Here is a 13844-nt window from a genome sequence, read left to right as displayed (position 1 = left end):
TTTACACCAATGCCAAAACTCTACGGAGGGTGTTCGGAGAACTGTGCTTTCGTTCAGGAGGCGGCAAGGTTGGGCAGCCAATCCACTAGGGGTGGGGCTGCAATGATCAGCACCAAGACAGCGATTTGCAGGCCCACGAAGGGCAGTGCACCCTTATAGATTTCTTGTGTGGTAATGGTTTTAGGGGCTACTCCGCGTAGATAAAAGAGTGCGAAGCCGAAAGGTGGGGTGAGGAAGGAGGTTTGCAAATTGGCGCCGATGACCACACCTAGCCAGATCAAGGCCTCGGGTCCAAGGATTTCGCGAGCTGCTGGGAGTAAGAGCGGAACGGCAATAAAGGCGATTTCAAAGAAGTCGATGAAAAAGCCGAGGCCGAAGATCGTGAGCATGCTCACGGCCATAAAACCAACCTTGCCGCCGGGTAGGTTGAGCAAAAGATCGGCAATGAGTTGATCGCCGCCTACTCCGCGAAAGACAAGGCTAAAAGCTGTTGAGCCCAGTAAAATCGCCATCACCATGGCGGTGGTTCGTAGGGTTTCATCGCATACTTTTGAGAGGCTGCTGCGGCTGAACCCTCCATTGAGCGCTGCTAGGGCCATAGCTCCAGTGGCACCAAGAACGCCAGCTTCGGTGGGTGTTGCGATTCCAAAGAAGATGCTGCCTAGCACCAAGAGGATCAGGCCTAGGGGCGGGATGATCACACGCAGCAGTTGGCCAGGTTGCATGGGGATCAGTTCTGCTGGATTCAGTTGGGGGGCGAGATGAGGTTTGAGGTGGCTGATCACGAGCACATAAGTGGCAAATGCACCAGCCATGAGCACCCCTGGAATCAGTGAGCCGAGGAACAGATCTCCTACTGAGACACCCAACTGGTCGCCGAGAACCACCAAGACAATGCTGGGTGGGATGATCTGGCCAAGGGTGCCTGAGGCAGCAATGACCCCCGTGGCGAGTGAGCGGTCGTAGCCCGCTCTCAGCATGGCCGGTAGAGAGATCAGCCCCATGGTGGTGACTGTCGCTGCTACGACTCCGGTGGTGGCAGCGAGCAGTGAGCCCACGAGCACGACGGCCAGGGCCAGGCCACCGCGCAGTTTGCCGAGTAGACGTCCCATGCTCTCGAGCAGTCGCTCTGCAATACCTGATGTCTCGAGCATGGCGCCCATGAACACAAACGCCGGAATGGCCAACAAGGTGAAGTTGGCCATGATCCCCAGGATTCGCTGCGGCAGAGCGGTAACGAACAGTGGATCGATCACACCAAGAGCCATGCCTAGCAACGCGAAGATCACGGCAATGCCACCGAGGCAGAAGGCCACTGGATAGCCGCTCAATAGGGCGAAGACCAGGGCTATAAACATCCCAGGCCCAAGTGTGGTGGCGGGATCGAAACTGATCACATGGTCAAGTAGTTCAATCTCAATCAAGGCGATCTCCGCCCTGTTCACCTTCAGATTTGAATGGTCTCAATGTTGGGGCTTTTAGTTTTGCCCAGGCTCGAATGGCTTCGGCGATGCCTTGTAGGGCCAAGAGTAGGAAGCCCAATGGGATGAGGGATTTAACCCAGTAGCGCGGCAGGCCGTTGGGGTCGGGTGAGGCTTCGTCGATCCTCCAAGACTGCAGGGCGGGTTCGAGCGAGATCAGCATCACTCCCAGGGCAAATGGCAACAGGAAGACCAGGGTGCCAAGCAGCTCCATAAGTGTTTGGTGCTTTTCTCCCCAGCGGCTTTGAAGCACATCAACCCGCACATGCCCATGGCGTTGGAGGGTCCAGCCCAGTCCCAGTAGGAACACCAGATCAAAGAGGTACCACTGCCCTTCGATGAGACCGTTGGAGCTGAGATTGTGGCCGATGGACACACCCAGATAGCGCCCCACAACGTTCCAGAGCCCTAATCCCAACATCATCAACACCGACCAGCGCGCAATGACTGCAAAGGCCTTATTTAAGGCGTCAAGGCGTTCTGCTAGGTCTAGCCAGCGTCTCATCAAGTTCCTTGCAGCTGGTTGTAACTGAAGCGAGCGAATGAGAACTCATTGACGTTGTTCCAGGCGTAAACCTGCTTACGGAAGCCTTGCCATTGCTGAAGCAGGCTGCGGAAGCTGGCATCTTTTGCGGCGGTATCGCTATAGAGCTGGAAGGCTGCTTCCTGGGCAGCTTTAAGGATGCTTTGGTCATAGGGAACCAGCTCGGTGTTGCCCTTTAAAAGCCTTTGCAGAGCAGCTCCGTTGAGGTTGTCGTATCGGCTGAGCATGGTGAGGTTGGCTTCGTAACAGGCGGTGTTGAACATCGCTTGATATTCGCTCGGCAGCTTGCTCCAGGCTTGTTGGTTGACCAGAGCGGCAAGGGTGGGGCCGGGTTCCCACCAACCTGGGTAGTAGTAGAAGCGTGCAGCTTTGGCTAGGCCAAGCTTTTCGTCATCGTATGGGCCGGTCCATTCAGCGGCGTCGATCGCGCCACGCTCTAGAGCCAGGTAGATCTCTCCACCAGGCAAAACCTGGACGTTCACACCCAGCTGGGCAAGCACCTTGCCGCCCAGGCCAGGGATACGCATTTTGAGTCCCTGTAGAGAACTGAGGCCCTCGAGTTTGCGCTTGAACCATCCGCCCATTTGTGCACCGGTGTTGCCAGCGGGGAAGCTGATCACTCCGAAATCGGCATAGAGGTTGTTGATGGCGTCGTTACCGCCTGCTTCGTAGAGCCAAGCGTTCTGTTGTTGTGCGGTAAGGCCAAACGGTACGGAAGTGCCGAAGGCAAAGCCGGGATTTTTGCCAATGTAGTAGTAACTGGCGGTATGACCGCACTCGACGGAGCCCGCCTGAACCGCATCAAGGACTTCTAGGCCTGGTACGAGCTCGCCGGCCGCATAGGGCTTGATTTGGAAGTTGCCTCCGCTTAGTTCATTCACCCTTCTGCTGATTGTTTCGGCCCCCCCGTAAATCGTGTCTAGTGAGGGGGGCCAGCTGGTGGCCATTCGCCAGCGGATCTTGGGCTGGCTGCTACTGCCGCTTTCTTCCTCTCTACGGATTGTGCAGGCACTGATAATGCCTGCGCCGACGGCTGCTGAGACAGCCGTAGCACCAGACCCGAGTAGTTTTCGACGTTGCATACAGTTCTCTGGGTCGCTGCGATTTTACGGCGCCTCTACAAGTTCAGAGCAACGATGTCAGTTGAAGAATGAAGCTTGGAGTTGCTTTGCGGGCTAGGGCTGGTCTCAAAGAGTACGCCTCCATAACATTGAGCCATGCTTAAAGGGTCTTGTTGGTATTACACGTTGTTCTTCAGCTGAACCGTGTTGGCGATGTGATGCTTGGTTTTTGGCGACGCTGATCTCGAGAATCGCACTGCGCTAGGCCACTTTTGTCTGTTCGCGCTCTCGCCCTTAGGGCCAGTGGCAGTGATGATGCAAGACCCCATAGCAGAATGTTTTGAGAAGTTTATGGTCCAAAACTTTGACAGCAGGATCAGAGACTCTTTGTTGTTATTTGTCAGCGAAGTGTTTTTATCTTTGTTTCGCCCTTAAGCATTGAATATCAGGGTCAGTTTGGTAGTTTTTTAAACTCATGGCGGCTTGGTCTCAATCCGACCCGTTGACGAAATTGTTTGAGTTTTATTTCTGTTTGCACAATTTCAGTTGTGGTAATGAGCTGGGATTTGTCGAGTTGTTGTTTCAGGCGTTTGAATAACTCAAAGGAAGATTGGTTTTTGATCAGCATTCTTGGATTCTCAGAGCAGAAAATATTCAGGGCTTAAGTGATTGCTCCAAAGTCAATCTGTGGATTTTATCCGAACTTCATTTGTTAGAAAATTGTCCATGCGTATTGGCTGATGATCCCCTTAATTTTTGCATGAACTTGGTTTCAAGGCAGCGTGAAGATTTGATTGTTAATGGGCTGGTGTGCACTCATAACCAATACCAGCTGCCGATCGCAGCAGCTTGGCCGATGCGTAGACCTTCTTGATTCCATAGGGTCCATATGCGTGCGTTCTTGATTAGAAACCTTCGCCCTTCATGGTTAATACGGATCCCTTGATAGTCCTTGATTGCATCCTGTTGGAGCGCTTTGTCTAAGGCATTGGCGCGTGCATCTTGTTCGCTGGTTGGTGCTGTCAAGCGGGAAGGCATGCCGACCATCTCTGCCCAGCGCCGTCCCCACAGCTGAAGTGCTGCAGCATTGGCATAGCTGAGATTTGGATCGTGCCCGTCACTATGGGCCAGTACGGGCTGTGTTGAGGCAAACAGTTCCTGGCTGGCAAGACGTTGTGAAGGCCGTCGCCGCTCACATGCCAGAAGTGGGTGATTGAAAGCTTGTTGGTGAGAGATTAAAAGCAGGTTGACTAGCTCCTGCTTCTCCGAAGATAGCCAGGGGGCTTCAGCCACCGGTCGCCATTGCCTGAAGCATGGCTTGCTGGGATAGGGCTTGTCCCTGCTCCCTGAGATGATTTAGAAAAGTCTGACGGGCTTTTGGGAAGCGGGGTTCTTCGGCCAGGGGTAGATCACCTGCTGCATCGAGCCCTGTGTCGCCTTCCATGGCTGGAGTAATCACCACCAGATCGGCATCGAGGCTGGAGTCGTAGCGCCACCATAAGCTCGGGTCCACAACGGCGGGATGGGGTGGTACAGGCAGGTCGTCGCTGCTGGATGGCTCAGCAGGAACCTCATTCTTTGCGGCAGCTGTTTCTGCCAGTTTTGCGAGTGCATCGCGCCGTTGTTCGGCTAGATCCGCAAGCAATTTGTTGCGGGTGCGACCGCGTAGCTGAAACAGTACAAAGGGATCTTCGCTGAAGCGATCCCCCATCAGGAAATAGATGGCGCTGATGTGTTTGCAGGGATTGGCTTTATCTGGGCAGCTGCATTCACTGCGGACTTCCTGCAGCTTGAAGGGAAAAAGACGTCGACCACTGGCTGCAAATGCCCGCTCGATGTCTGCCGGCATGATCCCTGCCAGCAACTGGGCAGACCAGCGCGCTTTCTGGGTAAGGGCTTCCAGTACATACCCCCAGTCTTCGTCGTTGAGGACATCAAGCCAGAGTTTCACCTTGTAGGGGTCTTCACCGGTGCCCTGGACGCGGGCATGAACTCGGCGACCCTCGAAGCGTATTGAGGTGACATTGCCTTCTCTGGCGTAGCTCCAGGCACGCTCAAGTCGCTTTTTGAAGCGATAGGAATTAATCAATTCCATCCATTGCTCCACCCACCAAGGCTGTTGCCCTAGCCCCTCTTCCCCTAGGGCGGTTGTGATGCTGGTGTTGTTGGTGCTGTTTGTCATGACGTCATCTTTGAATCAGCTGTCTTCTAGGGCCACTAGTTCGCGCAATTGACTGACGCCTAAGCCACCTAACCAGTCTTCTCCAGAGCCAATGATGTCTTCGGCAAGTCGAGATTTTTCACGAATCATGCGATCAATTTTCTCTTCAACTGAGCCGCTGGTGATGAATTTGTGCACCATCACCCGATTGGTTTGCCCGATCCTGTAAGCGCGATCAGTGGCTTGGTTTTCTACGGCAGGATTCCACCAGCGATCAACATGAAACACATGGCTAGCCCGCGTGAGGTTGAGGCCTACGCCACCGGCTTTGAGTGACAGCAGGAACAGTTGGGGGCCACGTGGATCCTCCTGGAAGCGATCAACCATGGCCTGGCGTTCAGTTTTGCTTGTGCTGCCGTGCAGGAAGGGAACTTCAAAGCGCCAGCGTTGTTGCAGGTAGGCCTTAAGGAGATGCCCCCATTCTGCGAATTGGGTGAATAACAGGGCGCGATCACCTGCCTCGATCACTTCTTCGAGAATTTCTTCCAAACGCAGCAGCTTGGCGGAGCGGTCCATGAAGCCTTTTGCAACGGTTTGTTCTTTGAGGGCTAGGGCGGGATGGTTGCAGATTTGCTTCAGTCGGGTAAGCAATCCGAGCACCTTGCCATGACGTTGACCCCTGGGTGCGCGGGCAATGGCCTCCAGTGTTTCATCCACTGTGTTGCGATAGAGGGCTGCCTGTTCTTTGCTCAGACCCACCCATTCGCTCAGCTCTACTTTTTCGGGTAGGTCGGAGATGATTGCCTTGTCGGTTTTTAGTCGTCTCAGGATGAAGGGACCAACACGGCCCTTGAGGTCTCGCAGGGACGACATGTCGCCATAGCGCTCAATTGGCAGCCGGTAGCGCTGGTGGAAGAAGTCTTCTTCACCGAGAACCCTTGGGTTGAGGAAGTCCATCAGTGCCCAAAGTTCACTGACTCGGTTTTCTACGGGTGTGCCGGTAAGAGCAATCCTGAAGCGATTGTTTTTGTCTGGGCGACCCATATCGCGTGCTGCTTGGCTCTGTTTGGCGTTGGGGTTCTTAATGGCTTGGGCTTCATCGATGACCACTCCTTGCCAGTCGACCGTTTCCAGGAGCTCACTATCTCGTTGCAGGAGCCCATAACTGGTGAGAACGAGGTCTAAGCTTTTGAGTGCTTTCTTTAAGGCGGCGGGGGTAGAGGGCCGACGAGGCCCATAGTGTTCGCGGACATTTAACTCTGGTGTGAAGGCCAATGCCTCTCTCTTCCAGTTGGTGAGTACGGACGTGGGAGCGATAAGCAATACCGGCCGTTTGAGTTCCTGTTCCGCCTTGAGGTGTTGCAGGAATGCCAGGAGCTGGATCGTTTTGCCCAGGCCCATGTCGTCGGCTAGGCATGCCCCTTGATCGAAGCGATGCAGGAAGGCCAGCCAACCCAGACCCCTTTCCTGATAAGGCCTTAGCTGACCGCAGAAGCCTTCGGGAGCAGGTAGGGGGTCTGGTGCTTTTTGTTGGTGGTACTGCTCCAACACCGCCTGTAGTCGTGGACCGGCCTCAAAGCGGTGAACGGGCAGTCTCATCAGCGTGTCGCCATCGGTTGCGGTAAGGCGCAAGGCATCGTCGAGGCTGATGCCTGGATTGACGCTGCAGAAGTGTTCCGCATGTTTGAGATCGTTGGGGCGTAATTCGATCCAGGCGCCCTTGTGGTTGACAAGCGGGCTGCGCTTGCTTGCTAGTCGCTCCAGTTCGCGAAGCGTCAGGGTGACGCCACCGATCATGAGCTCCCAACTCCAGTCGAGGGTTTCGCCCAGAGTGAAACCTCTAGATCTCTCCGATAGCTCCGCCTTGATCGCTAGGCCTAGGCGACTGGCCAGCCCTCCCGAGAGGCTGGCAGGCAATTCCACGCCAACGCCAACATCACGCAGTTGGGTCGCTGCCGTGCGCACCAATACAAAGGCTTCAGCAGGGGTGAGCTGCATTGCTTCTGGTGTGGCGCTGTCGAGGCCTCGTTCGATCGGTGCAAACACCGTGAGGGCTCGCCCCATGCCTTCCAGTAGCACCTCGCCTGGATGTTCCACACGGATTTCGCCTAGTTGCAGCACCTTGGGACCAGCTGCCCAGGCTGCTGCGGCCGGTACTTTGATCGTGGGATCAGCCTCAGCCTGTAAGGAGAAGCGCAGCTCCCAGAGGTCTTCCCCTTCTCCGGGAGTGAAGAGTTCTAAGCAGGCCCTGGCTGGTGCGACGTTGCCAGCCACGCCTTCACGCCAATGGTTGCTTGCTGTAGCTAGACGTTCGGCTTCCTCATCGGGGAGGTTGATCACGCCGCTGTCCGACCCCAGTGCTTCCTGCCAGGCTGTGAGCAATGGGTCTAGGCCTTGCTCACTCGCTTCAAATCCGGTGCGCAGTTGGGCATCCAAGAGTTCTTCCAGCAAGCTGGCTACGCGAAGGCGACCGCTGCGGGGTCGGCATGAAGCCACAGGGTTAGCGGCTCGCATCGCCTCTGGTCTTAGGCGGGTCATTCGGTTGCTACGCCTTCCGGTGGGCTCCCGCCAGGGGAGGGCGCAGGTGGCCACTAAGGGAAGTTGAGCGGCAAGGTCTTCGAGGCGGCGGCGATCATCTTCACGGTTGAGTAGCGGTGTCCAGCGTGCTCGGTGGGGATAGCCCTCTCCCTTGCTGAGTTCCACCTGGGGTAGCCAACGTCCGCGAGCAATCATGCTCAGGGCCCAGCGCTGTAGATGGCTCCACCAGCGCAATTCATCGGCCAGATCAGGATGATCTCCTGAAAGAGGCAGTTTCGAAAGCCAGGCCGTTGCGGCAGCAGGTTCCACTGCCAGGCCTTGCACCTGCCAGGGCCACCATTCCGTTTGTTTGGGAATGGGTTCGCCTGCTTGTAAGGGCAGTCCTGTCCAACTTGTTTTGTTGTCTTTGGCTTCGTCGGATTCAGTGGATACGTTCTTGGTTTTGTTGCGCGGTTTGACTGTTCGGCTAGGCAGGGTCAGACATGCTGTGGCGTCGATGATTTCATCAGGCAGTAGATCGCGCTCAATGAGCCAGGCACGTAGATCGTCTGGGCTGAGGGTGAAGGGGTGGAGTGCGGGAGTTGCTGCTGGTCCTGCTGGGGTAGCGACTCGCCAGGTATCTGCCCACACAAGGAGCGCGGGGCGACCGGAGCTGGTCGGAGTACGGATGGCTGGAAGCCAGGTGGCGTGCAGCAGGCTCATGGCCGCGACGCAAAAAGTATGTGTTGGGTTTCTTGGAGCAGGAGTGCACTGCCGATCAACGGCAACCATCCATGCAGGAGTTCCACATCCAATCATGCCAGGGCGCCGGTCCCCTAGCTATGGCCAGCTGCTTTCGAGGGGGTGCGGCTGTGGATTGCGCAAGCTACAGCTGCCATAGAGCAAGCCCAAGCCTTAGGAGCGCAAGTCCATTGCCAGTTTGAAGGGCAGGTTTAACAGGGCGGCACGCATGCCTGAAGTTGGCATTGCCCAAGCGAATGCAAATACATCTGGGCCCCAACCATTGGGTTGTTTGGGGTGGCGGGCAACCTCATATGGAGGTCCAAAGGCGATCATGGCTGGTGGATCCTTGTTCCACGTCCGAATTCTTTATGGCCGTTGCAAGATCATTGCGTTCTGGTGATTCGCGACCTCGCACTGGGTCAGAGATCCGCACTGCTTTTCTGACATTTTTTGCTGAGCGTGCGCATCAGGTGATTCCTAGTGCTTCGTTGGTTCCTGAAGACCCCACGGTGCTACTAACCATTGCTGGCATGCTGCCGTTTAAGCCCGTTTTCATGGGTCAGGCTGAACGCCCTGCGCCGCGGGCCACCAGTAGCCAGAAGTGTATTCGCACGAATGACATCGAGAACGTGGGTCGCACAGCGCGGCATCACACGTTTTTTGAGATGCTTGGCAACTTCTCTTTTGGCGATTACTTCAAGCAACAAGCGATTGAGTGGGCCTGGGAGCTCACGACTGAGGTGTTTGGACTTGATTCGAAGAATTTGGTGGTGAGCGTCTTTCGTGAGGACGATGAGGCTGAGACCATCTGGCGAGATGTGGTGGGGGTGAATCCCAAGAGCATCATTCGTATGGATGAGGCTGATAATTTTTGGGCTTCAGGGCCGACTGGCCCCTGTGGACCTTGTTCGGAGATCTATTACGACTTCAAGCCTGATCTGGGCAACGACGACATTGATCTGGAAGACGACGGTCGTTTTGTTGAGTTCTACAACCTGGTTTTTATGCAATACAACCGAGATGGGGAGGGCAATCTCACCCCACTCGCGAACCGCAATATTGATACCGGCATGGGCTTGGAGCGGATGGCTCAGATTTTGCAGGGCGTCCCTAATAACTATGAAACTGACATTATTTACCCATTGATCGAGACGGCTGCTGGGCTGGCGGGTCTCGATTATCAAAAGCTTGATGAAAAGGGGAAGACCAGCTTCAAGGTGATCGGCGATCACTGCCGCGCGATTACGCATTTGATCTGTGATGGGGTTACTGCTAGCAACCTTGGTCGCGGCTACATCATGCGGCGTTTGCTTCGCAGGGTGGTGCGTCATGGGCGACTGGTCGGGATCGAGAAGCCTTTCTTGCAGGCCATGGGGGAAGCGGCGATTGCCTTAATGGTGGAGGCTTACCCCCAGCTTGAGGAGCGCCGCAAGCTGATTCTGGCGGAACTCAATCGCGAGGAGGCCCGCTTCTTGGAAACGTTGGAGCGTGGTGAGAAGGTGTTGGCTGATGTGTTGGTTGCTCATCCCCAGATGATTTCAGGGGGCCAGGCCTTTGAGTTGTACGACACCTATGGCTTTCCTTTGGAACTCACCCAGGAGATTGCTGAAGAGCATGGTTTGACTGTGGATCTCCAAGGATTTGAGCAAGCGATGGATCAGCAACGTCAGCGGGCTAAGGCCGCTGCAGTGAGCATTGATCTCACGCTGCAAGGGGCTATCGAGCAAATGGCAGCTGAGTTGGAGGCCACTCGCTTCAAGGGTTATGAGGTCTTGGAGCAGCCTTGTTGTGTCTTGGCCCTAGTCGTGAATGGGGAGTCGGCCGAACGAGCCAGCGCTGGTGACAGTGTGCAGATCGTGCTCGATACCACGCCCTTCTACGGTGAAAGTGGCGGCCAGGTGGGTGATCACGGTGTGCTTTCGGGTGAAGGGTCCGGCGGCAATGGTGTGATCGTGACTGTTGACGATGTGAGTCGTCATCGCAACGTATTTGTGCATTTTGGTCGTATTGAGCGCGGCACGTTGGCCTTGGGTGACCTGGTTAACGCTCAGGTGGATCGGGCCTGTCGTCGCCGTGCCCAGGCCAATCACACTGCAACTCACCTCTTGCAGGCGGCGCTCAAGCAGGTTGTTGATTCGGGGATCGGTCAGGCAGGTTCTCTGGTGGACTTCGATCGCTTGCGCTTCGACTTCCACTGTTCGCGAGCTGTTACGGCCAAGGAACTTGAGCAGATTGAGGCTTTGATTAACGGTTGGATCATGGAATCTCATGATCTGATTGTTGAGGAGATGTCGATCCAAGAGGCCAAGGCTGCCGGTGCTGTAGCGATGTTCGGAGAGAAGTACGCCGATGTTGTGCGCGTGGTGGATGTGCCAGGTGTGTCGATGGAACTTTGCGGCGGAACCCATGTGGCCAATACAGCTGAGATCGGCTTGTTCAAGATCGTTGCTGAGAGCAGTGTTGCTGCCGGAATTCGGCGGATTGAGGCGGTGGCTGGTCCGGCGGTGCTGGCGTATCTCAATGAGCGCGATGAGGTGGTGAAGAAACTTTTGGAGCGCTTGAAGGTGCAGCCCAGCGAAATCGTTGAACGGGTGACATCGCTGCAGGAGGAGCTGAAGAGCAGCCAAAAAGCGTTGACTGCAGCACGGGCTGAATTAGCGGTCGCGAAGTCAGCGGCCTTGGCAACCCAGGCGGTAGCTGTTGGTGAGTACCAGTTGTTGGTGGCCCGTCTTGATGGGGTGGAGGGTGCGGGCTTACAAAACGCAGCTCAGGGTTTATTGGATCAATTGGAGGATGGTGCTGCTGTTGTGTTGGGAGGTTTGCCTGATCCGAGCGACGAAGGCAAGGTGATTTTGGTGGCAGCTTTTGGCAAGCAGGTGATCGCTCAGGGTCAGCAAGCGGGCAAGTTCATTGGCTCGATCGCTAAGCGTTGCGGCGGCGGCGGCGGCGGTCGCCCCAATCTGGCTCAGGCGGGCGGACGCGATGGAGCGGCTTTGGATGGAGCATTAGAAGCGGCAAAGGTTGAGCTGAGGCAAGCTTTGGGCTGAGCTTTTAATTTGAAGGGTAAGGACGTGCCTAAATGCTTGATTATTGACTGGCAAAGTAATGTCTAATCCTTAATGATTTTCCTTGTTTAAGTTAATAAGTAAGATGATATAGGCTCTTGGTTGCGTGATTTTTTTAATTTTTTAAGGGTATGGTCGATAATTTTGGGATAGCTGCCTGTCTTGTTGCTGAAATTGCTCCATGCTAATCTAGAATAAGAAGGGATACTTTTTGGAACTCAAGTTGCAGTTAAAATCGTTTATCTTGGGAGCTGGAGGCTAGATGTGGAGATGAATTGACTGAATCTTAAAATGCATTGGCAGAGGTATTGCGATGCTTTGAATTTAAATTAAGCAGGGTTTTATTTGTCCTTGAATGATTTCACAAGTCATTTATTTTTCTTGTCGAGCATCTTGAGTTGTTGGGCAGTTTGCGAAATATAGCTGTTCAGTCTTGTTAAGGCTATGAGCCCTTTGTCCAATAAGATATCGTCTTCTTTGTGTGCTGCATTAATGCAATCAAGTAGCAAAGCGATCTCTTTGTTGGCATTACATGCCCGATCACTAACCAGGGAAAGAAGCTCGATTAGCAGCTCTGAGTCATAGATCAGTGCTTTGAGTAGAGCGTCACCGCAGACTTGGAGCAGTTCGGCTGGACCATCGACCACGCGTACGTCAGTGGAGTGGGTGCCACTACCAAATAGGCCCATTTCCCCCACAATCGCTTCGGCTTCAACCACCGTTAATGTGTGAGGTGACTGACCTTGGTGTTGGACCTGAATCGCTACCTTTCCCCGCGTCAGCAGGAATAGGTGTTTGGCTGGTGCGTCTTGCTTGAGCAGGAGCTCTCCTTGCTTGGCATGCAAGGTTGTGGGGTGGAGTTCATTGGTGTGGGTTGCCAGCAGTAACTTCAGTCGCTCGCGGACTTGCTGAAGTTGAGGCTCTTTTCCCCACATGGCTGCCGTGGATGGCTTTCATTATTTTGGTATGACTGGCCACAACTTGCAGATCCAATGCAAGCCGTTGCTTTATAGGGGAAGAATTTTTAAATAAAAATAGTAATATTGGCGTCTGGACATCTTTTTTCAAGATAATTATTTTTGGACCAACTATTGAGATTAAGTCTTAATTTGTCTTGCAGTCAGTTTGCGCGGCAATATAGAATTATGTTTTCATCGGCAACACGACTTGGGCCACGAAGCTGTTGTGCAGCATCGACAAATGCCAGTCCGCGAAGCTCTATGTCTCTGGGATAGAGCAAGCCAATGCCGCTAATTACCACTCCAAGGCTTTAGACAGCCGCTTGGTGCTTGGCCCACTTGCCCTTTGACGCCATCCATGCTCAGGACGGCTAATGACCATTTTGATGCCAGTCGTTTTGAACAGCCAGCTCTTGTTGCATTAGGCAGAAACAGCTTTATTTTGAGATCGACTGTTTTCATCAGGAATAGTTCATGCTTATTGTGTAAGTGGAGGTCGATTAATGCACCTATAATTGATTGTTAATGAGCGATTTCGAGGTTGTATTTTTCTTGCAAGTTGACTTGATCGGAATTTTTGCATTACTATTTAATAGCTAAAAAATAATTGAAATGGCTGTTTTCAGCGTTGAGCAGTTGCAGGCGGTGCAATTTTTTTCGGCTTTAACAACTGATGAGTGTCAGCAATTATTGGATCGCCATCTTGAGTCCAGTCATGGTGCTGAACAGGTTTTCGTGATGGAGCAAGACTGGGGGGAGTCGGTCTTTCTGTTGTGCTCAGGTATGGCCAAAGTCCGCACGTATACGGCTGATGGCGAAGAAGTTGTGATGTCAGTGTTGGGGGAGGGGGATTTGTTTGGTGAGATGGCTGCTCTTGATGCAGCACCTAGGTCTGCTGATGTTGTGGCTTTAACGCCAGTGAAGCTTTTGAAGATGAGAGCGTCGCCTTTTGTGGCTTTGCTGCGCAAGGAAGTGGGCTTTGCCCTTGCCCTTGCTCAGCTTGAGGCATCTCGCTTGCGGGATCTAAATCAGCGTTTTGCAATCCAGACAAGTGATGCCACGACGCGCTTACTCAATGCATTGGCTTACTTGGCCCGCAAGAGTTCTTCTGCCGATGATCCCCAAGTGGCGATTCCACCTTTAGCCCAAAGGGAGCTGGGTCTCATAGCAGGTTTGTCCAGGGAGACTACCTCCCGGACATTGAGCAAGCTGCGGAGTCGTGGAACACTGGAGGAGATCGAAGGCTGCCTGCGTTTGGTGGATCTGCAGCCGCTTGTGAAACGAGGGCTGTTGGCGCTTGCTTCTTAGAGGT

General features: G+C 54.1%; 10 protein-coding genes. 2 read left to right on the top strand and 8 right to left on the bottom strand.

All coding sequences use genetic code 11. From position 1 onward, the window contains the following. Positions 1 to 53: 53 nt before the first annotated feature. From SIB66_RS02830 to SIB66_RS02800, 7 genes are all read right to left on the bottom strand, one after another. Positions 54 to 1424 (bottom strand): TRAP transporter large permease, encoded by a 1371-nt coding sequence (locus SIB66_RS02830; protein ID WP_236070436.1) that lies wholly within the window; start codon positions 1422 to 1424, stop codon positions 54 to 56. After that, entirely contained in the window at positions 1417 to 1986 is a 570-nt protein-coding gene (locus tag SIB66_RS02825; RefSeq protein WP_063407552.1) for a TRAP transporter small permease subunit, read from the bottom strand. The genes SIB66_RS02830 and SIB66_RS02825 overlap by 8 nt, the downstream gene beginning before the upstream one ends. Then, positions 1986 to 3107 carry a TRAP transporter substrate-binding protein gene (locus tag SIB66_RS02820; RefSeq protein WP_063407551.1) on the bottom strand — a complete coding sequence of 374 codons (1122 nt, stop codon included), beginning with the start codon at positions 3105 to 3107 and terminating at the stop codon, positions 1986 to 1988. The genes SIB66_RS02825 and SIB66_RS02820 overlap by 1 nt, the downstream gene beginning before the upstream one ends. Before the next feature lie 795 nt (positions 3108 to 3902). Then, a complete protein-coding gene (locus SIB66_RS02815) occupies positions 3903 to 4379 on the bottom strand; it encodes an MEKHLA domain-containing protein (RefSeq protein WP_063407549.1) in 477 nt (158 codons plus the stop codon). After that, positions 4372 to 5268, bottom strand: a complete 897-nt coding sequence (locus tag SIB66_RS02810) for an SWIM zinc finger family protein (protein WP_063407548.1) — start codon at positions 5266 to 5268, stop codon at positions 4372 to 4374. Before SIB66_RS02810 ends, SIB66_RS02815 begins: the two co-directional genes overlap by 8 nt. 15 nt (positions 5269 to 5283) lie before the next feature. After that, positions 5284 to 8487, bottom strand: a complete 3204-nt coding sequence (locus SIB66_RS02805; RefSeq protein ID WP_063407711.1) for a DEAD/DEAH box helicase — start codon at positions 8485 to 8487, stop codon at positions 5284 to 5286. A gap of 192 nt (positions 8488 to 8679) precedes the next feature. Then, positions 8680 to 8841 (bottom strand): hypothetical protein, encoded by a 162-nt coding sequence (locus SIB66_RS02800; RefSeq protein WP_236073810.1) that lies wholly within the window; start codon positions 8839 to 8841, stop codon positions 8680 to 8682. 35 nt (positions 8842 to 8876) lie between these two features. On the opposite strand from SIB66_RS02800, the gene alaS reads away from it, so the two are divergent. After that, entirely contained in the window at positions 8877 to 11555 is a 2679-nt protein-coding gene (gene alaS, locus SIB66_RS02795) for an alanine--tRNA ligase (protein ID WP_063407546.1), read from the top strand. Between the two features lie 386 nt (positions 11556 to 11941). Here the strand turns inward: alaS and SIB66_RS02790 are convergent, their stop codons facing one another. Further along, entirely contained in the window at positions 11942 to 12508 is a 567-nt protein-coding gene (locus tag SIB66_RS02790; RefSeq protein WP_063407545.1) for a cyclic nucleotide-binding domain-containing protein, read from the bottom strand. A gap of 636 nt (positions 12509 to 13144) precedes the next feature. Here SIB66_RS02790 and SIB66_RS02785 point away from each other — a divergent pair. After that, entirely contained in the window at positions 13145 to 13840 is a 696-nt protein-coding gene (locus SIB66_RS02785) for a Crp/Fnr family transcriptional regulator (protein WP_063407544.1), read from the top strand. Positions 13841 to 13844: the final 4 nt, after the last annotated feature.

This window comes from Prochlorococcus sp. MIT 1318, assembly GCF_047304505.1.
GTDB classification, from domain to species: Bacteria; Cyanobacteriota; Cyanobacteriia; order PCC-6307; family Cyanobiaceae; genus Prochlorococcus; species Prochlorococcus marinus_D.
This window is presented reverse-complemented; position numbering and strand designations above follow the sequence as displayed.